Origin of the sequence: Rathayibacter sp. VKM Ac-2803 (assembly GCF_009807175.1) — a bacterium.
Taxonomy (GTDB): Bacteria; Actinomycetota; Actinomycetes; order Actinomycetales; family Microbacteriaceae; genus Rathayibacter.
This window is the reverse complement of record NZ_WUCD01000001.1, coordinates 2,520,830-2,544,844: the sequence shown is the minus strand read 5'-3', so window position 1 is coordinate 2,544,844 and position 24,015 is coordinate 2,520,830. Positions and strand designations below refer to the sequence as shown.

The following is a 24,015-nucleotide window of genomic DNA, read 5'->3' as shown; positions in this document are numbered from 1 at the left end:
AGGCGTCAGATCAGCTCGGGCGCCGCTCCGATGCTCGCGATCGGCGTGGCGAGGGGCACCCCCGACGCATCGCGCTTCATCCCCGACTCGGGCAGGGCGGCGACCGACCCGTCGGCCTCGAGGGCGTGCGCCGGTGCGGGGCCGACCCAGGCGACTCCGAGGGCCGTCTCGCCCTTGAGGAACCGCTGGGCGCGGACACCGCCGGTCGCGCGACCCTTCGCGGGGAACTCCGAGAAGGCCGACACCTTCGCGCTGCCCGTGTCGGTCCCCGAGAGAGCCCAGCTGTCGACGGCGACGGTCGCGACGATCGTCTCGTCCCGGTCCTCCTCGCTCACCACGGTGAAGTGGACGACCTCGTCGGTCTCGCCGAGCTTGACGCCCGCCATGCCGGCCGCCGTCCGCCCCTGCGGGCGCACGGACGAAGCGGGGAAGCGGAGGAGCTGCGCCTCACCGGTGACGAACACCAGCTCGTCCTCGTCGCTCGCGAGCGCGGCGCCGACCACGGCGTCCTTCGGGCGCAGGGCGATCAGCTCGAGATCGGGCCGGACGGGCAGTTCGACGAGGGAGACGCGCTTGACGGTCCCCTGCAGAGTCCCGAGCGCGATCGGCCGCGGGTCGTCGAACGCCACCAGGGCGAGCACGCGCTCGTCCTTCGCGAGAGCCGGCAGGTAGTCCGCCATCCGCACGCCGGCGCCGAGCTGGACAGAGGTGGACGGCACGGAGGGCACGTCGACGGGGGAGAAGCGCAGGATCCGGCCGGCCGTCGTGACGGCGCCGATCTCCGTCCGCGTCGTCGTGTCGATCATGCCGAGCACGGCGTCGTGCTTGCTGCGGCGGGTGGCGCGCTCGGGGTGCGGCGCCGCCTCCGGATCGCGGTCGACGCGTACCATGCGGCCCGTCGTGCTGAGGTGAACCCGGCAGGGGACGTCGGCGATCTCGAGCACGGCGGCTGCGGCCTTCCGCCCGGTCGTCGCGATCGAGGGCCGCGCCTCGGTGAGGAGGGTGCGTCGCGGAGTGCCGAGGCGCTGCGCCACGTCGTCGAGCTCGTCGGACACGAGCGCGTCGATACGGGCACGGCTCGCCAGCAGGGCCTCGAGCTCGGCGATCTCGGCGAGCAGGGTGTCGCGCTCGGCCTCGAGCTCGATCCGCGAGAACTTCGTCAGGCGGCGCAGCTGGAGCTCGAGGATGTAGTCGGCCTGCACGACGCTGAGATCGAATACCTCGATCAGCCGGGCGCGCGCCGCCGCCGTGTCGTCGCTCCCGCGGATCAGCTGGATGACCTCGTCGATGTCGAGGATCGCGACCAGCAGCCCCTCGACGAGGTGCAGTCGCTCCTGGCGCTTGCGCAGGCGGTACCGGGAGCGCCGGGTCACGACCTGCACGCGGTGCCCGACGTAGACCTGCAGGAGCTCCTTGAGCCCGAGGGTGCGGGGTCCGCCGTCGACCAGGGCGACGTTGTTGATCGCGAAGGTGTCCTCGAGCGGCGTGTAGCGGTAGAGCTGCTCGAGCACCGCCTCCGGACTGAAGCCGGTCTTGATGCCGATCACCAGACGGAGGCCGTTGTCGCGGTCGGTGAGGTCGGTGACGTCCGAGATGCCGCTGAGCTTCTTGTTCTGGACGCCGTCCTTGATCTTGTCGATGACCTTCTCGGTACCGACCAGATAGGGGAGCTCGGTGACGACGAGACCCGACTTGCGCGCGGTGATGCTCTCGACCGAGACGCGGGCACGGGTCTTGAAGCTGCCCCGCCCCGTCGCGTAGGCGTCGCGGACACCCGCGAGGCCGACGATCGTTCCGCCGCTCGGGAAGTCCGGTCCCGGCACGAACGACATCAGGTCGTCGAGGGAGGCGTCGGGGTTCGCGATGAGGTGCCGCGCCGCGCCGATCACCTCGACGAGATTGTGCGGGGCCATGTTCGTGGCCATGCCGACCGCGATGCCGCTCGCTCCGTTGACCAGGAGGTTCGGGAAGGCGGCGGGCAGCACTTCGGGCTGGGTGAACTGGTTGTCGTAGTTGGGGATGAAGTCGACGACGTCCTCGCCCAGGTGCTCGGTCATCGCCAGGGCGGCGGGAGCGAGTCGCGCCTCGGTGTACCGCGCCGCGGCCGGTCCGTCGTCGAGCGAGCCGAAGTTGCCGTGACCGTCGACGAGAGGCACCCGGAGGGTGAACGGCTGCGCCAGGCGCACCAGGGAGTCGTAGATCGAGGCGTCGCCGTGCGGGTGCAGCTTGCCCATCACCTCGCCGACGACGCGGGCCGACTTGACGTGCCCGTGATCGGGACGCAGGCCCATCTCGCTCATCATGTAGAGGATCCGGCGCTGCACGGGCTTGAGTCCGTCGCGGGCGTCAGGCAGGGCGCGGGAGTAGATGACGGAGTAGGCGTACTCGAGGAACGAGCCCTCCATCTCGGAGGAGACGTCGACGTCCTCGATGCGCTCGGTCAGGGAGGACCCGGAGGAGGGGGCTGCTGCGTTCATGACTCACTTCGGTGGCGGGCGCGGGGCGACGGAGTCTCAGGACGCGCGGTGCCGCGGGGCTCGGGACGGGCTGCGCCGTAGCGGAGGACGGACCGCGCCACCGACACGGGCTGTCTGCGCGGCGTCGGATCCGGCGTCCGCCTCCGCGAGGCGTGACCCGCGAACGGGGACGCCGTGCGAAACTGGGCGCGATGACCCACATGCTACCGGTCGCCCCCGCCGGGCGGCGGAGCCTCGCCGACGTCCTCCCCGCCGCTCTCGACGCCGTCCTCGGCGGTCCAGGACTCTTCGGGGCCGCCCGCGTCGAGAGGATCGTCGTCGTCCTCGTCGACGGGCTCGGAGCCTCCAGCCTGCGCCAGCGCGCCGGCCACGCCCGCACGCTCGCACCCGCGCTGACGAAGGCGAGCACCCTCGCCTCCGGATTCCCGACGACGACGGCCGCCGCTCTCGCCAGCCTCACGACCGGGCTCCGACCCGGGGAGCACGGGATGGTGGGCTACCGCGTGCTCGACCGCGCCTCCGACCGCCTCGTCAATCAGCTCTCGGGCTGGGACGACCGCATGGTCCCCGAGCAGTGGCAGCCGCAGCCGACGGTGTTCGAGCGAGCCGGCGACGAAGGGGTCCGCGCGACCGTCGTCGGTCCCTCGCGCTACGCGCACTCCGGCCTGACCCGCGCCATCCTCCGCGGCGCCGACTACCGCCCGGCGCAGGGAGTGGCGGAGCGCTTCGCGGCCGCCCGCGACCTGCTCGACGAGGGCGGCCGGCAGCTCGTCTACCTCTACGTTCCCGAGCTCGACATGACGGCGCACGCCCGCGGCTGGGAGTCGCCGGAGTGGACGGCCGCGCTCGAGCAGCTCGACGGCGAGTTCGCCGGATTCGCCCGCCGGCTCTCGGGGCGCGAGGGGGCGCTGGTCACGGCGGACCACGGCGTGCTCGACGTCCCGGCCTCCTCGCACGTGCTGATCCCTCGCGGGCCGCTCCTCGACGGGGTCCGCCACCTCGCGGGGGAGCCCCGCTGCCTGCAGCTGCACCTCGAGCCCGGTGCCGACGTCGACGAGGTCGCCGCCCGCTGGATCGAGGCGGAGGGTTCCCGCGCGTGGATCGCCACCCGGGCCGAGGTCGCCGAGAGCGGCTGGTTCGGAGCCGTGGGAGACGCCGCTGCCGAGCGGATGGGCGACGTCTTCGTCGCCGCCCGCAAGGCCATCGCGTACTACGACGCGGAGGACTCGTCCGGACGCTCGATGATAGGCCAGCACGGCTCGCTCACCCCGGAGGAGATCCAGGTCCCGCTGCTCGGCTTCGGAGCCCTCTCGGGCATCTGAGCGGCGCCGAGCGGCGGAAGCCGAGGGGCATGTCCCCGGTGGGCGACAAGCCGGCCCCGTCCCTCTTTGCTGGTCGAGTAGCCCCGCAGGGGCGTATCGAGACCCACCCGCTTCAGCAGATCAAGCTTCTGCCCCGGTCGTCTGACGAACGCGGATCTCGATACGCCCGCTGCGCGGGCTACTCGATCAGCATGAACGGGTCGTCGGGCAGGGGGTCACTCCTCCTGAAGGATCTACCAGCGGCAGCAGCTCGGCGCTCCGACGCAGGTGGGTCTGCTGCGAAGAGTCCCCGGAAGCCTGCTGATCAGCGAGAGGCGGGACCGCGGAGGGAAGTCGGGTGACTTCTGCTCGGCGGCCACCGCCGGGATCAGTCGTCGCTGCGGGCGCCGAAGACGATCTCGTCCCAGCTCGGCATGGCGGCGCGGCCCTTGCGGAGGGAGGTGCGCATCCCGGCGGCGGGGTGGTCGTTCGAGGGCGCCGCGGGGCGCTCGGGCTCCGGTGCCTTCTCGGCGGTCGGCGCTTCCGGCTCCTCCCGGACCCGGATCGAGGAGGCGTGATCGCGCTCACCGCGTCGGCGGCGGAGCGCATCGAGCAGATCGGCGGTGTCGTTCACGTTGCGCTCGCGCTGCTCGGTGGTGCTCGAGACCGGTCGCGGCAGGGTCGAGACGGGTCGCGGCGTCTCGGAGAGCGCCGGCTGCGGCTCCGTGTCGGACGGGCGCGAGGCGGCAGGGCGCGCGTGCTGGCGGACGGCAGTCGGCCGCGACGGCTGCTCGGCGCGTGCTGATGGCCCGTCGGACGAGGGCTTCGCGAAGGAGTCCGTGTCGAACCGGGTCGCCAGCTCGTCGACCGCGGCGGGGATGACCGCCCGCAGCCTCGGGATCAGGGTGGGCCGGATCTCGCCCTGCTGCGAGAGCGTCGTGGCCTCGGGCGTGATCGGCGAGAGGACGGCCTTCTTCGGGTCGAAGCGCCAGCGGGCGTCGTGATCGATCTCGTCGGAGCGGAAGAGGAGCTTGACGACCCAGCCCTCCTCCTCCTTCCAGCTCGACCACTGCTCGCCGTCGGCGCCGAGCGCGGCGAGGCGCTCGCGGATGACGTCTCCGAAGGGCGTGCCCTCCTCGAGCGGATCGGGGTCGGCGCTCGTGTAGACGCGGACCGACAGGGCCGACGCGACGATGTGCTCGCGCTCTGCGGTGACGGGGCCCTCGAAGCGCTCGACGTAGTCGAGGGAGGCACCCGTCAGCTCGGCGACCTCGTCGGCCGAGAGGCCGGCACGGATGTGCGCCTGGATCTCGCGCGGCGAGACGCGCTTCTCCCGCGGGGGGAGGGAGTGGACGCGAGGCCGGAGCTGGCTCTGCAGCGTCTCGTCGATGCGCACCGAGAATCGTTCGCCGCCGTCGGAGACGAGGACGAGCGATCCGCTCTCGACGCCGATCACCTTCAGTTCCATCATCGTGCGGGACCTCCTTCTGGACGCGATCGCGGCAAGGATGACACGCTCGGCGCCTTCTGCCCGGGAATACCCCGGGCGGGTCGGAAGTTGGGGCGGAAGGACGGCACCGCGGACCCCTTCGGGGCAGGCGCGCCGGACCTCGCCGAGGAGGGTGTCGGGAGGCCTGCGAAGGCGACTCCGAGGTGCCTGTCAAGAGCGGTTCGATGCGGTTTGCGAATCGAAACGTCTTGATGCACACTGACCCCGCCGATTTATTGAACAGCTGAATAAGAAGTGGAATGGGAATGGCTACGGACTACGACGCCCCCCGCAAGACCGATGACGACTCCGAGTCGATCGAGGCCCTGAAGGAGCGAGTCCCCGACAAGATGTCCGGAAGCGTCGACGTCGATGACGCCGACAACCCGGGTGGATTCGAACTGCCCGGCGCCGATCTCTCCGACCTCGACCTGGACGTCGTCGTGCTCCCGCCTCAGGCGGACGAGTTCACGTGCGTGAGCTGCTTCCTGGTGAAGCACCGCTCGCAGATCGACCACGAGGAGAAGCTCGGGCCCATCTGCCTGGAGTGCGCCGCCTAGGCGTCTCCTCGCTCGTCGGAACGACCGCTCCGTCGCCGTGATCCCTGGATCGCGGCGACGACGTCGTTGGGGCGTCGACTCGACAGCAGCCAGTACGGAGTCGGATCCGCCGGATCCTCGATCGGCACCCGCACCACGTCCTTGACCCAGCCTCGGATGACGAGGAACGCCCGCGCGTCGAGCTTCGGGCCTCGCTGGGCGAACGCGCGATCGCCGGTGTGGGCCGATGGCTCGCCGACCAGCTCGAGCGGGATGTGCGCTCGCCCCGCCCGCAGCTCGCCGTCGACGACCTCGATGGTCGGCGACAGAGTCAGCAGCGACACCACGCATCCGCCGTACAGGACGACCGCCACGAGCACTCCGACGACGAAGTCGATCGGCGCGAACACCAGGATGCTGGCGGGGATGACGAGGGCTGTGGAGACGAAGAGCCAGGGCGCGGGCCACAGCCTCTCCCGGTACGGCGATTGCATGTCCCTATTGCATCAGACAACTGGTCTACCCTCGTCACGTGAATCAATCCGTCGACGTCCCGATCCGCGCGGACCAGCTCCCGTCGTACGCGCATCCGGGTGACGCCGGCGCCGATCTGCGCTCGACGGACGACGTCGTCCTCGCTCCCGGCGAGCGCGCGAGCGTCGGCACCGGAGTCGCCATCGCCCTGCCCGACGGACACGTCGGCTTCGTCGTCCCGCGCAGCGGCCTCGCCTTCAAGCACGGCCTCACCATCGTCAACGCGCCCGGCACGATCGACGCCGGCTACCGCGGCGAGATCCGAGTCGCCCTGCTGAACACCGATGCCCGCGAGAGCTACAGCATCGCGGCGGGCGACCGGATCGCCCAGCTCGTGGTCGTCCCCGTCGTCCGCGCCCGCTTCGTCCCCGTCGACGAGCTCCCCGACTCCGTGCGGGGCACCGGCGGGTTCGGCTCGACCGGGTACGCCGTCGATCCCGAGACGGCCCGAACCTCCAAGGAGAACGCATGAGCGACATCCAGCCCGTCGACGCGGCGGCCGAGCTCGTCGAGCAGGACTTCGAGAAGTCCGCGCCCGCGGACCGCGCCGAGGCCGGCCCCCTCGACGAGCGCGAGGCGAACCCGGTCCGCCCCTACATCGACCTCGGCGGAGTGAAGGTGCTCCCGCGCGAGGGCATGCACATCCGCCTCGAGGTCGAGGAGGGGACCAAGCGCGTCATCGCCGTCGGCCTCGACTACGCCGGGTCCACCCTCCAGGTGCAGCCCTTCGCCGCGCCGCGCTCCTCGGGTCTCTGGCACGAGATCCGCGGCCAGATCGCCGACCAGATCGCCAAGCAGGGCGGCACCACCACCGAGCGCGACGGCACCTTCGGCCCGGAGCTCGTGGCGGAGCTGCCGATCGCCGGCGGCCAGACCCGCGTGGCGCGCTTCGTCGGCGTCGACGGGCCGCGCTGGTTCCTCCGCGGAGTGATCGCCGGAGCGGGAGCCGTCGACGAGCAGGCCGCCGCCTCGGTCGAGGAGCTCTTCCGCAGCGTCGTGGTCGTCCGCGGCACGGGGCCGATGCCCCCACGCGATCTCATCCCGCTCAAGGTCCCGACCGGCGGCCAGACCCAGCAGAGCGCGAGCTGACCGGCATGGAGCCGCCCCGTCCCGAGGAATCGCGCCCCGAGGAGTCGGACCCGGCGCGCCCGGAGGTGTCGGACGCGATCGCCCAGGCCGCGAAGCGCTCCGGTCTCGGGGTTCTCGCCGACGGAGAGCCCTTCGACGGTCGCGCACTGCTGCGCACGATGGGCGGCGTCCGCGGGATCCTCGAGGCCGTGGTGCCCGGGGTCGCCTTCGTCCTGCTCTTCACGATCACGGGGGAGCTGGTGCTCTCGCTCGTCGCCTCCGTTGGACTGGCCGTGCTCTTCACCGTCGCGCGGATCCTCGGGCGCACCCCGGTCGTCCAGGCGGTCGGTGGCCTGCTCGGCGTCGTGGTCTCGGCCGTGCTGGCGCTGGTGACGGGCCGCGCGGTCGACAACTTCGTGCCGGGGCTCATCACCAACCTCGCCTACGGAGTCGTGTTCCTCGTCTCGGTTCTCGTGCGCTGGCCTCTCATCGGCGTGGCAGCGGGCTACCTGATGGGCGACGGGACCGGGTGGCGCACAGACCGTCGCAAGCGCCGTCTCTTCTCGGCGCTCACCCTCGCCTGGGCGGGTCTCTTCCTGCTCCGCCTCGCGGTGCAGTACCCGCTGTTCCTCGCGGAGGACACCACGGCGCTCGGCACCTGGAAGCTCGTGCTCGGCCTTCCCCTCTACGCGCCGCTCCTGGTGCTCACCGTGCTGGCCGTCCGCGCCGAGTACCGGACCGCCGCAGAGGGTCCGGATGCCGGAGTCGACGCCGAACGTGCGTAGAATTGTCTCGACGTCGAGATAAATAGCGTTCGTCCGCTCCGGCTGTGCAGGCGCGGATCCGCCGGTGCGACGACGTCCCGAGTGTTAGGTCCTCCTTGGTGGCAGGCCGCCGTGCGCGGTCGCCAAGATGGACACGGATAGGTGGCTCCGCCCGTGGGCGGGACCACGTCAGCGAAGGAGAGGGCGACGTGTCCGCGGTAGACAGCTTTGGATCCAAGGACACCTTGACGGTCGGTTCGACCGAGTACGAGGTGTTCCGCATCGACCGGGTCCCCGGTCACGAGAAGCTCCCGTTCAGCCTCAAGGTGCTGCTCGAGAATCTCCTCCGCACGGAGGACGGCGCGAACATCACCGCCGATCACATCCGCGCCCTCGGCGAGTGGGTCCCCGAGTCGGAGCCCGACACCGAGATCCAGTTCACGCCCGCGCGCGTCGTGATGCAGGACTTCACCGGTGTCCCCTGCATCGTCGACCTCGCCACCATGCGCGAGGCCGTGGCGGCCCTCGGCGGCGATGCGAACAGGATCAACCCGCTCGCTCCGGCCGAGATGGTCATCGACCACTCCGTCATCGCCGACCTGTTCGGCACCGCGGACGCCCTCGAGCGCAACGTCGAGCTCGAGTACGAGCGCAACGGCGAGCGCTACCAGTTCCTCCGCTGGGGCCAGACGGCGTTCGACGACTTCAAGGTCGTGCCGCCCGGAACGGGCATCGTCCACCAGGTCAACATCGAGTACCTCGCCCGCGTCACGATGACGCGCGAGGTCGGCGGCGCCCTGCGCGCCTACCCCGACACCTGCGTCGGCACCGACTCGCACACCACGATGGTCAACGGCCTCGGCGTGCTGGGCTGGGGCGTCGGCGGCATCGAGGCCGAGGCGGCCATGCTCGGCCAGCCCGTGTCGATGCTCATCCCGAAGGTCGTCGGCTTCAAGCTCTCCGGAGCGATCCCGACCGGCGTCACCGCGACCGACGTCGTCCTGACCATCACCGAGATGCTGCGCAAGCACGGAGTCGTCGGCAAGTTCGTCGAGTTCTACGGAGCCGGCGTCGCCGAGGTCCCGCTCGCGAACCGCGCCACCATCGGCAACATGAGCCCCGAGTTCGGCTCCACCGCGGCGATGTTCCCCATCGACGACGTCACGCTCGACTACCTGCGCCTCACCGGTCGCAGCGACGAGCAGATCGCGCTCGTCGAGCAGTACTCCAAGCTGCAGAAGCTCTGGCACGACGCCGACGTCGAGCCGGTCTTCAGCGAGTACCTCGAGCTCGACCTCAGCACCGTCGTCCCGTCGATCGCCGGCCCGAAGCGTCCCCAGGACCGTATCGAGCTGACCTCCGCCAAGACGCAGTTCGAGGCCGACCTCAACAACTACGCCGACGTCTCGCACGACATCGTCGACCTGACGATCTCGGAGTCGTTCCCTGCCTCCGACCCGGGCGAGCTCCAGCCGCAGGACGCGCACAGCTCGCACGAGCACATCCACCGCTCGCACGCCCCCTCGACGGTCTCGAAGCCGACGACGGTCGAGCTCGGCGAGAAGGGCGAGACCTTCACGATCGACCACGGAGCCGTCGCCATCGCGGCGATCACCTCGTGCACGAACACATCGAACCCGTCCGTCATGCTGGCGGCCGGTCTGCTCGCCCGCAACGCGGCGCAGAAGGGCCTCAAGGCCAAGCCGTGGGTCAAGACCACCCTCGCGCCCGGCTCGAAGGTCGTCACCGACTACTACGAGAAGGCGGGACTCACCGAGTCGCTCGAGGCGCTCGGCTTCTACACGGTCGGCTACGGCTGCACGACCTGCATCGGCAACTCCGGCCCGCTGCTCGACGAGATCTCGGCCGCGGTGCAGGACAACGACCTCGCCGTCACCGCCGTGCTCTCGGGCAACCGCAACTTCGAGGGTCGCATCAACCCCGACGTGAAGATGAACTACCTGGCGAGCCCGCCGCTGGTCATCGCCTACGCGCTCGCCGGCTCGATGAACTTCGACTTCGAGGTCGACGCGCTCGGGACCGACGGCGACGGTAACGACGTGTTCCTCAAGGACATCTGGCCCGACGCCGCCGAGGTGCAGGCCACGATCGACTCGTCGATCGACAAGTCGATGTTCGACACCCAGTACGCCGGCGTGTTCGACGGCGACGAGCGCTGGCGCGCACTGCAGACCCCCGAGGGCTCGATCTTCGAGTGGGACCCGAAGTCGACGTACGTGCGCAAGCCCCCGTACTTCGACGGTATGACGATGGAGACGACTCCGGTCACCGACATCTCGGACGCCCGGGTGCTCGCCAAGCTGGGCGACTCGGTCACGACCGACCACATCAGCCCCGCGGGCTCGATCAAGGGCGACAGCCCGGCCGGCCAGTACCTCGCCGAGCACGGCGTCGACCGCAAGGACTACAACTCCTACGGCTCGCGTCGCGGCAATCACGAGGTGATGATCCGCGGCACGTTCGCGAACATCCGCCTGAAGAACCAGCTGCTCGACGGAGTGGAGGGCGGCTACACCCGCGACTTCACGCAGGCCGACGCCCCGCAGTCGTTCATCTACGACGCGTCGCAGAACTACCAGGCCTCGGGCACTCCGCTCGTCATCCTCGGCGGAAAGGAGTACGGCTCCGGCTCGTCGCGCGACTGGGCGGCCAAGGGCACGAGCCTCCTCGGCGTCAAGGCCGTCATCGTCGAGAGCTTCGAGCGGATCCACCGCTCGAACCTCATCGGCATGGGTGTCGTCCCGCTGCAGTTCCCCGCCGGCGAGACCTGGACGTCGCTCGGACTCGACGGTACCGAGTCGATCAGCATCTCGGGCATCGAGGCGCTGAACGAGGGAGTCACGCCGAAGACGGTCCACGTCGTCGCCGTGCCGACCGAGCACTCGGCCGAGGGCCGGCAGCCGATCGAGTTCGACGCCGTGGTGCGCATCGACACGCCCGGTGAGGCCGACTACTACCGCAACGGCGGCATCCTGCAGTACGTCCTCCGCTCGCTCGTCTGATCGAGACCGAGCAAGGTGTGCGCCTTCCCGCAAGGGGGAGGCGCACACCTGTTCCCGGGGGCCTCCGTGCGTAGACTCGCAAGACCTCCACTCCCCATCACTCGACCCGGAAGGCGGCGCGAATGGCTGTTCTCGAGACCATCGGCGGACCGCGCGACCTCGATCGCCTGACCACGGCCGAGCTCGAGACGCTGGCGCAGGAGATCCGCGACTTCCTCGTGCGCGAGGTCTCGAAGACCGGCGGTCACCTCGGACCGAATCTCGGCGTCGTCGAGACGACGATCGCCATCCACCGCGTCTTCGACTCGCCGCGCGACTCGATCATCTTCGACACCGGTCATCAGTCGTACGTGCACAAGCTGCTGACCGGTCGGCAGGACTTCTCGAAGCTGCGCCAGCGCGGCGGCCTCGCCGGCTACCCGCAGCGCTCCGAGTCGCCCCACGACATCGTCGAGAGCTCGCACGCGTCCAGCTCGCTCTCGTGGGCCGACGGCATCTCGCGGGCCTTCACGATGACCGGTCAGACCGATCGGCACGTGGTGGCGATGGTGGGCGACGGCGCCCTCACCGGCGGGATGACCTGGGAGGCGCTGAACAACATCAGCGACGACAACTCCCGCCGCCTGATCATCGTCGTGAACGACAACGGGCGCTCCTACGCCCCTACGATCGGCGGGATGGCGCGATTCCTCAACGGAGTGCGCACCCGCCGCTCGTACCGCACGCTGCACCGCGGCTCCCGCGCCGTCTCGGAGCGACTCGGCGGGCCCGCCGCGGCCGTCTACCGCGGTGTCCGCGGCGGGATGCACGGATTCCTCAGCCGCTTCATCAACAACGAAGCGCTGTACTCCAACCTCGACATCAAGTACCTGGGTCCGATCGACGGGCACGACCTCACGGCGATGGAGGAGACGCTCCAGCAGGCCAAGGACTACGGCTCGCCGGTGATCGTCCACGCGATCACCCAGAAGGGGAAGGGCTTCGGTCCGGCCGTCCAGGACCTCGCCGACCAGTTCCACGCGGTCGGGCAGATCGACCCCGAGACGGGCGAGCCGCTGAGCGCGAGCGGTGCGAGCTCGTGGACCTCGGTCTTCTCGGAGGAGATCGTCACGCTCGCTGACGAGGATCCGACGATCGTCGGCATCACCGCCGCGATGCTCCGCCCGGTCGGGCTCGACCGCCTCGCGGAGAAGTACCCCGATCGCGTCTTCGACGTCGGCATCGCCGAGCAGCACGCCGTGACCTCCGCCGCGGGCCTCGCCTTCGGTGGCCTGCACCCGGTCGTCGCGCTGTACGCGACCTTCGTCAACCGCGCCTTCGACCAGATCCTGATGGACGTGGCGCTGCACCGCGCCGGCGTCACCTTCGTCCTCGACCGGGCCGGTGTCACGGGACCGGACGGGCCGAGTCACCACGGCATGTGGGATCTCGCGATCCTGCAGGTGGTGCCGAACATCCGCCTCGCAGCGCCGCGCGACTCCGTGCGCCTGCGCGAGGAGCTGCGCGAGGCCGTCGGTGTCACCGACGCCCCCACCGTCGTGCGCTTCTCGAAGGGCGACGTCGGAGACGAGATCGATGCGATCGAGCGCCTCGACGACGGGGTCGACGTGCTGTCGCGCGCCGAGCGCCAGGACGTGCTGATCGTCACGGTCGGACCGATGGCGACCATGGGTCTCGACGTCGCCCGGCGCCTCGCGGCGCAGGGGATCGGCGCGACCGTCGTCGATCCCCGCTGGGTCGTGCCGGTGCCGAAGAGCATCATCGAGCTCGCCCGCGATCACCGGATCCTCGTGTCGATCGAGGACGGCGTGCGCGTCGGCGGCATCGGGACGCGGATCCGTCAGGATCTGCGCGAGGCCGGTGTCGACACCGCGGTGACCGAGCTCGGCCTGCCCGACCAGTTCCTCGACCACGCGAAGCGCGAGGAGATCCTCGAGGACGTCGGGCTGACTCCGCAGCACATCGCCCGCGACGTCGTCGCACAGGTGCTCGGCAGCAAGATCCCCGTCGCCCGCCCGCTGCCCGAAGAGGTCGAGGCCCACGACGACGCACGGAGCGACTGAGCCCGCTCAGAAGCGGTAGACCAGCTCGACCGCACCACCGGCGAACGGTTTCGTGCCGGTGAGCTCGAGCGGAATCGTGCGGCGGAACGGGAGGAGCGGTCGACCGCTCCCGAGGAGCACCGGCATCACGGTGACGCGGAGCTCGTCGAGGACCGAAGCCTCGGCGAACTGCGCCGCGACGACGCCGCCGCCGACCACCCAGACGTCGCCGGTGCCGGCGCTCTCGCGGATCGCCGGCAGGAGCTCGGTCACTCCTCCGTCGGCGAAGCGGACATCGGCGCCGGGTGAGGACTCGCGCGGCGCCGACGTCAGCACCCAGGCGGGGATCGAGTACGGCCACGGCTCCTCGCGCCGAACGGACTCGTAGGTCGTGGAGCCCATGACGACGGCTCCTACTCCGGCGAGGAAGCGGTCGTAGTGCTCCTGGAAGGCGTCGAAGCCGAACTGGAGGAGCCAGTCGAGGCCGTCGTCGTCATCGGCGATGAAGCCGTCGAGGGAGGAGGCGACGTAGTACACGGTGCGAGTCATGACCGCAGGGTAGGACCCACCACCGACGCGGTCGGTACCGCTGGATCGGGTGCGGTCTGCAGGACAGGGTGCGACCTGCAGGACAGGGTGCGACCTGCAGGAGTTCTGAGCGCGAGAGCGCTTCCCTCCGTGTGGATCGGGCGATGCGAGGCGGATGCCCTGCGAGCCGCACCGGCGCCTGCAGATCGCACCGGCGCCTGCAGACCGGACGGCTGCCTCCAGATCGCACCGCGGCACGCAGACGGCCCGGCCACCGCGACTCGCGCAGGCGCCGGGCCGGGTGCCGTCAGGCGACGCCGCGGATCACCGGGTGGTGGAACGTGTCGCCGAACGCGCGCTCGCTCGCCCCGACACGGTCGAGGTAGGGCGTGAGGCCACCCATCTGGAACGGGTAGCCGGCGCCGAGGATGAGGCACAGGTCGATGTCCTCCGCGGCGTGCACCACGTCGTCGTCGAGCATCCGCTTCACCTCGTCGGCGAGACCCGTCTCGACGCGGAGCCGGAGCTCCTCGGCCGTCATCGGCTCGGTGCCGCCCGCGACGATCGCGACCGCCCGCTTGTCGACGCCCTTCACCCGCCCCTTCGTGTCGCGCTCGAAGACGTGCCCGAGCTCGGCGAGGCGGTGCAGGTTCGCACTGTCGAAGAAGCGGTCGGGGAATGCGGCGTGGTGGGTGTCGAGCACGTGCGCGCCGACCTTGAGGCCGACCAGTTCGAGCAGCTCGAACGGGGTCATCGGGAGTCCGAAGGGCGCCAGCGACTGCTCGACGGTCTCGAAGGGCGTGCCCGTGTCGACGGCGTGCATCGCCTCGCCGAGGACCTTGGCCAGGAGCCGGTTGACGACGAAGCCGGGGGTGTCGCGGGTGATCACGGCGTTCTTCTTCAGCTTCGCCGCCGTCACCATCGCGGTCGAGAGGGTCTTGTCGTCGGTGTGCGGGGTGCGCACGACCTCGATCAGCGGCATGACCGCGACCGGGTTGAAGAAGTGGAACCCGACGAGGCGCTCCGGGTGCGCGAGCCGCTCGCCGATCCGCTCGACGGAGAGCGACGACGTGTTCGTCGCCAGCACCGCGGTGGGGGAGACGTAGCGCTCGATGTCGGCGAAGACCTCCTGCTTGACCGACAGCTCCTCGAAGACGGCCTCGATGACCCAGTCGGCATCGGCGAAGTCGGCGCGGTCGGTGGTGCCGGTGATCAGACCGCGGAGGCGGTTCGACTCGTCGGGGGAGATCCTGCCCTTCGACAGCAGCGTGTCGATCTCGCGGACGATGGTGGCGACGCCCTTGTCGACGCGCTCCTGATCGAGATCGGTGATGACCACGGGCACCTGCAGTCGGCGCAGGAAGAGGAGGGCGAACTGGGTGGCCATGAGGCCCGCTCCGACGACTCCGACCTTCGAGACCGGCTTCGCCAGGGACTTGTCCGGCGCCCCGGCCGGGCGCTTGGCGCGCTTCTGCACGAGGTCGAACGCATAGATGCTCGCGCGGAACTGATCGCCCGAGACGAGGTCGGCCAGCGCCTCGTCCTCGGCGGCGAAGCCCTCCTCCTTGGTCGTGTTCTTCGCGGCCTTCAGGAGATCCAGAGCGCGGTACGGCGAGGCCGCCACCGTGCCGATCTTCGACTCGAGCTGCTTGCGCGCGATCGAGATCGCGACGTCCCACTTCACGAGGCGCTCGAGCCTCCCGGGGGCGTTCGGCCGGTCGACCTTCACCGTGCCGCCGAGCACTCCGTCGGCCCAGCGGAGGGAGTCCTCGAGGAACGCCGAGGGCGGGAAGATCGCGTCCGCGATACCGAGGTCGAAGACCTCCTGGCCCTTGAGAGTCCGGTTGTTCTTGAGCGGGTTCTCGACCACGACCTTGAGGGCGTTCTCGATGCCGATGAGGTTCGGCAGCAGCCACGCGCCGCCCCAGCCGGGGATGATGCCGAGGAAGACCTCGGGCAGGCCGAGGGCGGCGATGGACGAGTCGACCGTGCGGTAGTCGGCGTTCAGGGCGATCTCGGTGCCGCCGCCGAGCGCGAGCCCGTTGATGAAAGTGAACGAGGGGACGCCGAGGTCGCTGAGCATCCCTAGGGTGCGGTGGCCGAGACGGGCGAGCTGGCGCCCGAGCTCGCGGCTCGGGATGCTGCCGACCTTGCTCAGGTCGGCGCCCGCGGCGAGGATGAACGGCTTCCCGGTGACGGCGACGCCCTGGATCTCAGCTGCCGCGGCCCTCGCCTTCTGCGCGATCAGCACGTCGGCCAGCTCGAACAGGCCCGCGGGCCCGAAGGTGCTCGGACGGGTGTGGTCGCGGTCGTTGTCGAGCGTGATGAGCGCGATGACCCGTCCGCTGGCGAGGGGGACGTCGCGCACGTAGGAGTGCGTGACGACCTCGCCCTCGGCGACGTCGACGAGATCCTCGAATCCTTCGAGCATGGGTCAGCGTCCCTTCCGCTTGGCGCGCTTGCCGTCGAAGTGCGGGTTCTCCCAGACGACGGTGCCGCCCTGGCCGAGCCCCACGCACATGGCCGTCAGTCCGTACTGCACCTCGGGGTGCGCCTCGAACTGGCGGGCGAGCTGGATCATCAGGCGGACCCCCGAGGAGGCGAGCGGGTGGCCGACCGCGATCGCGCCTCCGTACTCGTTGACCCGCTCGTCGTCGTCGTCGATGCCGAAGTGGTCGAGGAACGAGAGGACCTGCACGGCGAACGCCTCGTTGAGCTCGAACAGACCGATGTCCTCGATGCCGAGTCCGGCCTTCTTCAGAGCCTTCTCGGTGGAGGGGACCGGGCCGATGCCCATGATCTCGGGCTCGACTCCGGCGAACGCGAAGCTCACCAGCCGCATCTTCGTCGGCAGCCCGAGCTCCTTCGCGGCGTCGGCGCTCGCGAGCAGTGAGACGGCGGCGCCGTCGTTGAGTCCGGAGGAGTTGCCCGCCGTCACGCGTCCGTGCGGACGGAACGGGGTGCGAAGACCCGCGAGACCCTCGAGCGTCGTCTCGGGCCGCGGCGCCTCGTCGGCGGTGGCGAGGCCCCAGCCGGAGGCGCTGCGCGTAGCGACGGGCACCAGGTCGGGCTGCACGTGGCCTGCGGCGTAGGCGGCCGCGAGCTTCTGCTGGCTCCGCAGCGCGTAGCGGTCGGAGCGCTCCTTGGTGAGCTGGGGGAAGCGGTCGTGGATGCGCTCCGCCGTCTTGCCCATGTTCAGAGCGTCCTCGCTGACGAGCCGCTCGGAGAGGAAGCGCGGATTCGGATCGGCGTTGAAGCCCATCGGGTGGCGGCCCATGTGCTCGACACCGCCGGCGATGACGACGTCGTACGCGCCGAACGCGATGCCGCCCGCCGTCGTCGTGACGGAGGTCATCGCTCCGGCGCACATCCGGTCGATCGCGTAGCCGGGGACGGAGCGGGGCAGCCCCGCGAGGAGAGCGCTCGTGCGCCCCAGGGTCAGGCCCTGGTCGCCCTGCTGCGTGGTCGCGGCGATGGCGACCTCGTCGACCCTCTCCTTCGGGAGCGAGGCGTTGCGCTCCAGCAGACCGATCATCGCCTTGACGACGAGGTCGTCGGCACGGGTCTGCCAGTACATGCCCTTCTCACCGGCTCGCCCGAACGGAGTACGGACTCCATCGACGAAAACGACTTCGGATCTCTCGGCCACAATGCCTCCCAGGAACTCACGGTCGTCGTCGATCGTAGGAAGGGCGCGAACCGCGCCGGAATCCTTTGCCGCTTCCTACGAAGCGTTTTCCGTGCTCTCCGGCGGGGCTTGGGCCGCTTCGACAAACGCTGTGGCGAGGGACGCCGCTGTGGCGTCGATCTGCCAGGGCCGGGCGCCGGCGCGCTCGAGCTCGGCGGCGATGGACGCCGTGTCGAGCGGCTCCGGCGGGCTCCAGGCGAGCCGGCGGAGCAGGTCGGGAGTGAGCAGATTCTCGACCGGGAGGGACAGCAGCTCCGCGATCTCGATGACCACGGCGCGTCCGGCCTTCAGGCGCGCGTCGGCGGCGGGATTGCGATCGCCCCAGGCGCGAGGCGGCGGCAGGGTGTCGGCCGCCGGGCGGACCGCGCTCGGCAGGTCCTCCGTGGTGGTGCCGCGCTCGATCGCCGACCACCAGCGCTCGACCTCGCCGCGGCTCGCGCGACCGGTGAAGTCCCGCCGGCCCGAGAGCTGGCTGACGCTGGTGGGGATGTTGCGAGCGACGGCGATGATCGAGGCGTCGGGGATCAGGCGCCCCGGCGCGATGTCGCGCTCGCGGGCGAAGGCGTCGCGGGCCAGCCAGAGCTCGCGGGCCACGGCGAGGGGACGGAGCCCGCGGAGGGAGTGCACACCGGAGAGACGGCGCCACGGGTCGGGCGGCGCGACCTTCGGCTGCCGGCGGAGGGTCGCCTCGAACTCCTCGCGGGCGATGCGCGTCTTGCGCGCCTCGATGAGCATCTCCTCCATCCGGTCGCGCAGATCGACGAGGAGCTCGACGTCCTTCGCCGCGTAGACCAGCCAGCTCTGCGGGAGCGGCCGGGTCGACCAGTCGGCGGCCGAGTGCTCCTTGGCGAGATGGATGCCGAGGAGGTCCTCGACGACGGCGCCGAGCCCCACCCTGGGCAACCCGAGGAGCCGGGCGGCGAGCTCGGTGTCGAAGATCCGCGTCGGATCGAGGCCGACCTCGCGCAGGCACGCGAGATCCTGGCTCGCCGCGTGCAGCACCCACTCCTCGTCGCCGATGACAGCCTGCAGGGCGTCCATGCGGCCGATGGCGGGCGGGTCGAAGAGGAACGCGCCGGCGCCCCTCCGGTACACCTGGATCAGGTACGCGCGCTGCGAGTAGGTGAAGCCGGAGGCCCGCTCGGCGTCGACGGCGACGGGTCCGTGACCCGCCGCGAGGGCGTCGACCGCGGCGCGGAATTCGTCGGGGGTGGAGAGGACGCGGTAGTCAGTCACGATTGTTCCGTCGGAAGGCGAGTGAGGTCACGCCGTCGCCCGAGACCGGTGGGAGGCCCGCCAGCATGCACAACAGCTCGCCCCAGCCTTCCACGTGCGCGGCGAGCTGTGCATCATCGGGGCTCCACGAGGCGCGGATCTCGATCTGCGCACCGTCGCCCTGGGCGGCGAGCTCGCCGAATCCGGTCGAGAGGACCTTCGTCGCCGTGCCGGACGCGGCGGTGTAGGTCGCACCGCGGACGTCGAGCGCGTCGATCAGCCACGACCAGGCGACCTCGGCGAGGAACGGATCCGTGCCGATCTCGATCTCGAGCGGAGCCTGCGCGAAGCAGACGACGCGGAAGGGACCGCCCCACTGCTCGGGCTCGTCGGGGTCGTAGAGCAGGATGAACCGCCCTGTGCCCAGCTCGGAGTCGCGGCCGTGCGCTCTCGGCGAGACGTCACCCGAGAGCGCGAGCGCCCAGGGGGCGAGGCCGGTCGGCGAGGTGATCTCGGAGACGGTCAGTTCGGACCGCGGCGAGACCGCGCGGATCGACTCCGCCGCGACCCGGAACTCGTCCGGGAGCTGAGACGGCGCTGAGAATTCGGGCACCTTCGCAGACTAGAGTTCCCGCATGCCCGAAGCCCGCAGGCACGCCGCGGAGGGCGGGCGTCGAGCCGGCCTCCTGCTCCTCGGGATCCTCGCGATCCCCTCCCTCGTCGCGACGGGCGCGGTCGGCGCCTCGGCGCTCGTCGCCGCCTTCGTCCGCGGGGTCGTCATCCCGCCGTCCCGCCGCTCCCAGGACGCCCGCGTCCTCGCCGTCCGTCCCGACGCGGGTGAGATCGAGCTGGCGGCCGACGCCGACTCGGCGGTGCGCGGCGGGTTCAGCCTCTGGTTCGACCGGGGTCGCGGGCACGCCCGCGTCGGACGGCTCCTCGAGACCCGGAACGGCCGCGTCGTCCGCGAGCTCGAGCGCGTCGACCGGGGGAGCCTCCGGGCGGGAGCCCGCGCCCGGATCAACGGCTGGCTCCTGCTCGGCCCCCGCGAGACGGGACTTCCGTTCACCACGGAGGAGGTGCCGACGCAGTTCGGCGTCGCGCCCGCCTGGCTCTTCCCCGGCCCCGACGGCCTCGGCGACGTGTGGGCCGTGCACGTGCACGGCCGGGCGACCACGCGGGAGGAGACCCTCCGCGGTGTCGACGTCCTCCACCGGTCGGGCCTCACCTCGCTCGTCGTCTCCTACCGCAACGACGGCGACGCTCCGGCGAGTCCTGACCGGCGCTACGGACTGGGCGACACCGAGTGGCGCGACGTCGACGCCGCGATCCGCTTCGCCGAGCAGCGCGGAGCCCGCTCGGTCGTCCTCGTCGGCTGGTCGATGGGCGGCGCCATCGCCCTGCAGACCGTCCTGCGCTCCTCGCGCCGGGCACTCGTCGCCGGCCTCGTGCTTGACTCCCCGGTGATCGACTGGCGGGAGACGCTGCGCGGTCAGGCGCGCCTGCGCGGCATCCCGCCCGTCATCGCAGCGCTCGCCATCACGGTGATGCAGCGGCCGTGGTCGACGGCACTGACCGGTCAGAGCTCCGCGATCCCGCTGGCGGGTCTCGACCTCGTCACGCGGGCCGCCGAGCTGACGACTCCGATCCTCCTGATGCACAGCGTCGACGACGACTTCGTCCCCAGCGGGCCGTCGGAGGCTCTCGCCGCAGTCCGCCCGGACCTGGTCGAGCCGGTGCTCTTCCACGGTGCGCGTCACACGCGGCTGTGGAACGACGATCCGGAGCTGTGGGAGTCGTCGGTCGAGGGCTGGCTGGCACGTCTGGGCCTCAGTCGGCTCGGCCCCAGCGCGCGTAGCTGAAGCCGGAGTCGTCGACCGCCAGCAGCGTCAGGGCGTAGCGATCGTCGACCACGGCGCCCGTCGCGGCGACCGGAAGCCCGGGCAGTACGATGCGCGGGGCAGTGGTCAGGCAGATCTCGTCGACCCGGCCGGACGCGAGGAACTGGCCCGAGAGCGTCGCTCCGCCCTCGCAGACGACCCGGTGCAGTCCGAGGTCGGCGAGCGCGTCGAGCATCGCATCGACGCTGAGACGGCCGCCGTCACCGGGGACCTCGACGACCTCGACTCCGCGGGGGAGATCGTGGACAGGACGGCGCGACTCCGGCACCAGCAGGAGCACGCGCGCGCCCTCCTGCAGCTCGAGGCGGTGACCCGCCAGATCTCCGGACACCGACGCGATCGCCAGCGGCACGCGCTTCGGGACGCGGTAGCCCTCGGCGCGCACGCTCGCCGCACCGACCAGCACGACATCGGCCTGCGCGCGGATGACGCCCAGGATCGTCCGGTCGACGCGGTTCGTCAGCGTCTCGCTGGTGCCGTCGGAGCCGATGCTCGAGCCGTTGACGCTCGCGATCATGTTGAGGCGCACGCGGAGCGCGTCCGGCGGGCGGTACGCCTCCTCGAGGGCCCTGCGCGCCCCCTCCTCGCCGAGACGCACCGGCTCGCCGGCGGGCAGGAGGGGCCGGAGGATCATGCGGCCAGGTGCGCGCGGATCTGCCGCTTGGTGCGGCCGAGCAGGGCGCTCATCCCGCGCAGGCGCAGCGGTGACACCGCCTCCGACAGGCCGATGGTCTGCGGGAAGTCGTCGGGGACGGCGAGCACCTGCTCGGCGGTGAGGCCGTCGAGGCCCTGCGCCAGGATCGACGCGAAGCCGCGGGTGGTCGGCGCCTCGCGCGGAGCGGTCGCGTGCAGGTGGATCAGCTCGCCGTCGAACTCGACGACGATGAAGACCGGGGACTGGCACTCCTCGACGCGCTCGAAGAGATCGGGGTGGTCGCGGTAGCGCTCGGGCAGCTCGGGCAGCTCGTTCGAGAACTCGAGGAGGAGCTGCAGACGCTCCGGCTTCTCGAGGGCGAGGAACTCGTCGCGGATGTCGCGGAGCGCAGAGGGCAGTTCGTAGGTCATCAGGGGTCATTCTCTCAGAGAAGAGGACCCCGACCGTCGAGACGGGCGGGGTCCTCGGGCGGATCGTCAGCGGGGCGCGGGGGCCTCGCCGGGCTCGGAGCCCTTGACGATCGGGACGCGCACGGCGCTGCCCCACTCGGTCCACGAGCCGTCGTAGTTCTTGACGCCCTCGAAGCCGAGGAGGTGGGTCAGCACGAACCAGGTGTGCGAGGAGCGCTCGCCGATGCGGCAGTAGGCGATGACGGTGTCGCCCTCCTCGAGGCCGGCGCCGTCGCGGTAGATCCCGTTCAGCTCGTCGAGGCCGCGGAAGGTCCCGTCCTCGGCCGCGGCCTTGCCCCACGGCACGTTCTGCGCGCTGGGGATGTGGCCGGCGCGGAGGGTGCCCTCCTCCGGATAGGCGGGAGCGGTCGTGCGCTCGCCCGAGAACTCCTCGGCGGAGCGCACGTCGATCAGCGGGTTGCCGAAGTGGGCGAGCACGTCCTCCTTGAAGGCGCGGATGTCGGCGTCGCGGCGCTCGACGACGGGGTACTCGACCGCCTCGGGGGTCGAGGCCTCGGTCGTGATCGGGCGGCCGTCGGCGATCCACTTGTCGCGGCCGCCGTCGAGGAGGCGGACGTCCTCGTGGCCGAAGAGGGTGAAGACCCAGAGGGCGTAGGCGGCCCACCAGTTGTTCTTGTCGCCGTAGATCACGACGGTGCTGTCGCGCGAGATGCCCTTGCCGCCGGCGAGAGCGGCGAAGGCCGCGCCGTCGATGTAGTCGCGCTCGACCGGGTCGTTGAGGTCGGTGTGCCAGTCGATCTTGACGGAGCCGGGGATGTGGCCGGTCTCGTAGAGCAGGACGTCCTCGTCGGACTCGACGACCACCAGACCGGGTGTGCCGAGCCGTTGCTCGAGCCACTCACCGCTGACGAGTCGTTCGGGGTGCGCGTAGGCGGCGAACTTCGGCGACGGATCGAGTTCAACGGACAAGGAGGACCTCCAGGGTGGTGCGCGGAGCGCGGGCGTGATTCCGGGATCGGGCTACGCTGGAGCCCGCCCTTCAGCGACAGTACGCGCCCCGCGGTGCGGGTGCACGGAAGGCGCCGTAAGAGTTCGACACAGTACTCCGACACCCTGTCGGACCCCCGCGGCCGGCCCCTCCGGACGCATGATGCGAGGTGCGCGTGACCCACGACGACGTCCGATCCACGAGCAGTCTCACCGCTCGATCGCCTCAGATCAGCGGGCACGAGATCGCGTCGACCCTCGTCCCGCCCCGGCAGTTCGAGGGCGCGACGTTCGAGAGCTACCGTCCGGACCCCGAGCACCCCTCGCAGGCCGAGGCCGTCGAGGCCCTGCGCGCCTTCGCAGCGAGCGGCGGTTCCCGCGGCGGCGGGGGCGGGTTCTTCGGCTTCGGCCGCAAGAAGGCGCCGGAGGTGAAGCCCGGCGTCTACCTCGACGGCGGCTTCGGAGTCGGCAAGACGCACCTGCTCGCGGCGATCTGGCACGCGGTCCCCGGTCGCACCTACTTCGGCACCTTCATCGAGTACACCGCCCTCGTCGGCGCCCTCGGCTACGCGGCGACGGTGTCGCTGCTCAAGGGCTCGGCGCTGCTCTGCATCGACGAGTTCGAGCTGGACGACCCGGGCGACACGATGCTGATGACCCGCCTGCTGGGCGAGCTGGTCGCCTCCGGTACCCGGATCGCCGCGACCTCGAACACCCCGCCGAACGCACTGGGGGAGGGGCGGTTCGCCGCCGCGGACTTCCTGCGCGAGATCTCGGCGATGGCCGAGCACTTCCGCACCATGCGGATCGACGGCACCGACTACCGCCGCCGCGAGATCGAGGGCCACGCCCTCACGCGCAACGACTCCGAGATCGAGGCGCTCCTCGCCCGGGCGCCGGAGGGGGCGGTCGTCACGGACGACACCTTCAGGGCGGCGGTCGACCACCTCGGGTCGGTTCACCCCTCGCGCTACATCAAGGTGATCGAGGGAGTCGACGCCATCGTGCTCCGCGACGTCACCGCTCTCACCGACCAGACCGACGCCCTGCGGCTCGTCGCCTTCATCGACCGGGTCTACGACGCGCAGATCCCGGTGCTGGCCTCGGGAGTCGCCCTCGACGAGGTGTTCGGCGGCGACATGCTCAGCGGCGGCTACCGCAAGAAGTACCTGCGCTCGATGTCGCGCTTGATCGCGCTCACCTCGATGGATCCGTTCGGGCCCCGGACGTCGTAGGCCGCGGACCTCGCGATCCGCGGACCTCGTAGGATCCGCGGTTCCCTCAAGGGATTCTCCGCTCGCGGACGGGGCTCTGGCAGCACCGTGTAACGCGTTGTTTACCGAGACGGCCCGCCTGTAACACGTTCGAAACGTGGCACCCCTCGGCACGAAACCTCA

The 24,015-nt window shown here is 70.9% G+C and carries 20 protein-coding genes; 9 read left to right on the top strand and 11 right to left on the bottom strand.

Annotated features, from left to right (window positions below; all coding sequences use genetic code 11):
* Positions 1-5 precede the first annotated feature (5 nt).
* Positions 6-2,477, bottom strand: coding sequence for a DNA gyrase/topoisomerase IV subunit A (locus GRS96_RS11815; protein WP_159853707.1), 2,472 nt, complete (start codon positions 2,475-2,477; stop codon positions 6-8).
* A 191-nt stretch (positions 2,478-2,668) separates the two neighbouring features.
* Here GRS96_RS11815 and GRS96_RS11810 point away from each other — a divergent pair, with 191 nt between their 5' ends.
* Positions 2,669-3,799 carry an alkaline phosphatase family protein gene (locus GRS96_RS11810; RefSeq protein ID WP_235021816.1) on the top strand — a complete coding sequence of 377 codons (1,131 nt, stop codon included), beginning with the start codon at positions 2,669-2,671 and terminating at the stop codon, positions 3,797-3,799.
* Positions 3,800-4,166: 367 nt separating this feature from the next.
* Here the strand turns inward: GRS96_RS11810 and sepH are convergent, their stop codons facing one another.
* On the bottom strand, positions 4,167-5,249 hold the full coding sequence (sepH, locus tag GRS96_RS11805; protein WP_159988539.1) for a septation protein SepH: 1,083 nt from the start codon (positions 5,247-5,249) through the stop codon (positions 4,167-4,169).
* 284 nt (positions 5,250-5,533) lie between these two features.
* Here sepH and GRS96_RS11800 point away from each other — a divergent pair, with 284 nt between their 5' ends.
* Complete coding sequence (locus tag GRS96_RS11800; protein ID WP_056043739.1) at positions 5,534-5,827, top strand: DUF4193 domain-containing protein; 294 nt, start codon at positions 5,534-5,536, stop codon at positions 5,825-5,827.
* Here GRS96_RS11800 and GRS96_RS11795 read toward each other — a convergent pair.
* On the bottom strand, positions 5,824-6,300 hold the full coding sequence (locus GRS96_RS11795; protein ID WP_159853703.1) for a DUF3093 domain-containing protein: 477 nt from the start codon (positions 6,298-6,300) through the stop codon (positions 5,824-5,826). The two genes, GRS96_RS11800 and GRS96_RS11795, sit on opposite strands and share 4 nt — an antisense overlap.
* 38 nt (positions 6,301-6,338) lie before the next feature.
* Here GRS96_RS11795 and dut point away from each other — a divergent pair, with 38 nt between their 5' ends.
* The 5 genes from dut to dxs all read left to right on the top strand — a co-directional run bounded on the left by dut (position 6,339) and on the right by dxs (position 13,258).
* Positions 6,339-6,812: a dUTP diphosphatase gene (gene dut, locus GRS96_RS11790; protein WP_159988538.1), complete on the top strand. Its 474-nt coding sequence runs from the start codon at positions 6,339-6,341 to the stop codon at positions 6,810-6,812.
* Complete coding sequence (locus GRS96_RS11785) at positions 6,809-7,429, top strand: DUF3710 domain-containing protein (protein ID WP_159853699.1); 621 nt, start codon at positions 6,809-6,811, stop codon at positions 7,427-7,429. Before dut ends, GRS96_RS11785 begins: the two co-directional genes overlap by 4 nt.
* A 5-nt stretch (positions 7,430-7,434) precedes the next feature.
* On the top strand, positions 7,435-8,193 hold the full coding sequence (locus GRS96_RS11780; protein WP_159853697.1) for a DUF3159 domain-containing protein: 759 nt from the start codon (positions 7,435-7,437) through the stop codon (positions 8,191-8,193).
* Positions 8,194-8,381: 188 nt separating this feature from the next.
* Positions 8,382-11,195, top strand: coding sequence for an aconitate hydratase AcnA (acnA, locus tag GRS96_RS11775; RefSeq protein ID WP_159988537.1), 2,814 nt, complete (start codon positions 8,382-8,384; stop codon positions 11,193-11,195).
* A 122-nt stretch (positions 11,196-11,317) separates the two neighbouring features.
* Entirely contained in the window at positions 11,318-13,258 is a 1,941-nt protein-coding gene (gene dxs / locus GRS96_RS11770; protein WP_159853693.1) for a 1-deoxy-D-xylulose-5-phosphate synthase, read from the top strand.
* Positions 13,259-13,264: 6 nt separating this feature from the next.
* Here the strand turns inward: dxs and GRS96_RS11765 are convergent, their stop codons facing one another.
* The 5 genes from GRS96_RS11765 to GRS96_RS11745 all read right to left on the bottom strand — a co-directional run bounded on the left by GRS96_RS11765 (position 13,265) and on the right by GRS96_RS11745 (position 19,281).
* Complete coding sequence (locus GRS96_RS11765) at positions 13,265-13,786, bottom strand: dihydrofolate reductase family protein (RefSeq protein ID WP_159988536.1); 522 nt, start codon at positions 13,784-13,786, stop codon at positions 13,265-13,267.
* Between the two features lie 286 nt (positions 13,787-14,072).
* Positions 14,073-16,196, bottom strand: coding sequence for a 3-hydroxyacyl-CoA dehydrogenase NAD-binding domain-containing protein (locus GRS96_RS11760; RefSeq protein ID WP_159988535.1), 2,124 nt, complete (start codon positions 16,194-16,196; stop codon positions 14,073-14,075).
* A 3-nt stretch (positions 16,197-16,199) separates the two neighbouring features.
* A complete protein-coding gene (locus GRS96_RS11755) occupies positions 16,200-17,414 on the bottom strand; it encodes a thiolase family protein (protein ID WP_159853687.1) in 1,215 nt (404 codons plus the stop codon).
* A gap of 75 nt (positions 17,415-17,489) precedes the next feature.
* A complete protein-coding gene (locus tag GRS96_RS11750; protein ID WP_159988534.1) occupies positions 17,490-18,689 on the bottom strand; it encodes a ribonuclease D in 1,200 nt (399 codons plus the stop codon).
* The gene (locus tag GRS96_RS11745; RefSeq protein WP_159853683.1) at positions 18,682-19,281 is read right to left on the bottom strand and encodes a DUF3000 domain-containing protein; all 600 of its coding nucleotides are present in this window, start codon (positions 19,279-19,281) and stop codon (positions 18,682-18,684) included. Before GRS96_RS11745 ends, GRS96_RS11750 begins: the two co-directional genes overlap by 8 nt.
* A 22-nt stretch (positions 19,282-19,303) precedes the next feature.
* On the opposite strand from GRS96_RS11745, the gene GRS96_RS11740 reads away from it, so the two are divergent.
* Positions 19,304-20,527 (top strand): alpha/beta hydrolase family protein, encoded by a 1,224-nt coding sequence (locus GRS96_RS11740; protein WP_159988533.1) that lies wholly within the window; start codon positions 19,304-19,306, stop codon positions 20,525-20,527.
* On the opposite strand, the gene GRS96_RS11735 is transcribed toward GRS96_RS11740, so the two are convergent.
* The 3 genes from GRS96_RS11735 to GRS96_RS11725 form a co-directional block, all read right to left on the bottom strand.
* Entirely contained in the window at positions 20,496-21,200 is a 705-nt protein-coding gene (locus GRS96_RS11735; protein WP_159853679.1) for a dihydrofolate reductase family protein, read from the bottom strand. The genes GRS96_RS11740 and GRS96_RS11735 overlap by 32 nt on opposite strands.
* Positions 21,197-21,631, bottom strand: a complete 435-nt coding sequence (locus tag GRS96_RS11730) for a SufE family protein (RefSeq protein WP_159853677.1) — start codon at positions 21,629-21,631, stop codon at positions 21,197-21,199. The genes GRS96_RS11735 and GRS96_RS11730 overlap by 4 nt, the downstream gene beginning before the upstream one ends.
* Positions 21,632-21,697: 66 nt before the next feature.
* Positions 21,698-22,600, bottom strand: a complete 903-nt coding sequence (locus tag GRS96_RS11725; RefSeq protein ID WP_159988532.1) for a sulfurtransferase — start codon at positions 22,598-22,600, stop codon at positions 21,698-21,700.
* A 194-nt stretch (positions 22,601-22,794) separates the two neighbouring features.
* Here GRS96_RS11725 and zapE point away from each other — a divergent pair, with 194 nt between their 5' ends.
* Entirely contained in the window at positions 22,795-23,853 is a 1,059-nt protein-coding gene (gene zapE / locus GRS96_RS11720) for a cell division protein ZapE (RefSeq protein ID WP_159988531.1), read from the top strand.
* Positions 23,854-24,015 lie beyond the last annotated feature (162 nt).